Source organism: Pseudomonas sp. 32_A (assembly GCF_017490905.1).
Lineage (GTDB): Bacteria > Pseudomonadota > Gammaproteobacteria > Pseudomonadales > Pseudomonadaceae > Aquipseudomonas > Aquipseudomonas inefficax.
Map to the genome: position 1 here is coordinate 1 of NZ_JAFGYI010000135.1, position 580 is coordinate 580.

Consider the following 580-nt stretch of genomic DNA (forward strand, 5'->3'; position numbering starts at 1 on the left):
ATCCTGTACTCCGGAACCCTCGATTCGATTTCATGGAGCGGCGCGTCCTCAACGGCCTCCGCCCCATGTTCGAAGCCAAGCGCGAACGGGCTGCGCTGACAAGACCTGTTCTCCTTTGCCATTTCAGACAGCCACTATCGCGCCATTTTCTTTCTGCTGCTCGATATAGGCGGCTACTTGTGTGAACAGGTTCAGAAGTTCCTTCGACGTGCGTCCCTTAACCGCAAACTCGAATAGCTGTTCGTGGTACGCACGCTTGATGGTCTGAGTTTCTGCATGTTGACGGACACTTTCGGCACGCAGGTCCCAGCCTTGATTCGAAAAAAACATCTGACCGTAGACCTGTTCGATGAGTTCTTCCGCATGGATGGGCAACATCAGGCCATCTCCGCTGTCCAGTGTCGAAAATGCCGGGTATCTTGAGCTGTTTTTATTATGCTTGGCGGGAAACTCCTTGAGAGTCTGGACAGGGCGGAGTTGTGATTTTCCGCCCCAATAACCCTTGACGTAAAAAACGCTTACCGTCGCCATGGCGAAAATAAACAAATTCTCGGGGCTCCCATGGGCCAACTCTGCCTGC

The 580-nt window shown here is 52.9% G+C and carries 1 protein-coding gene; it reads right to left on the bottom strand.

Annotated features, from left to right (window positions below; genetic code table 11):
- Positions 1 to 123 precede the first annotated feature (123 nt).
- Positions 124 to 580, bottom strand: a 457-nt coding sequence (locus J5M58_RS25940) for a hypothetical protein (RefSeq protein ID WP_207880176.1), incomplete at its 5' end; no start/stop codon positions are given.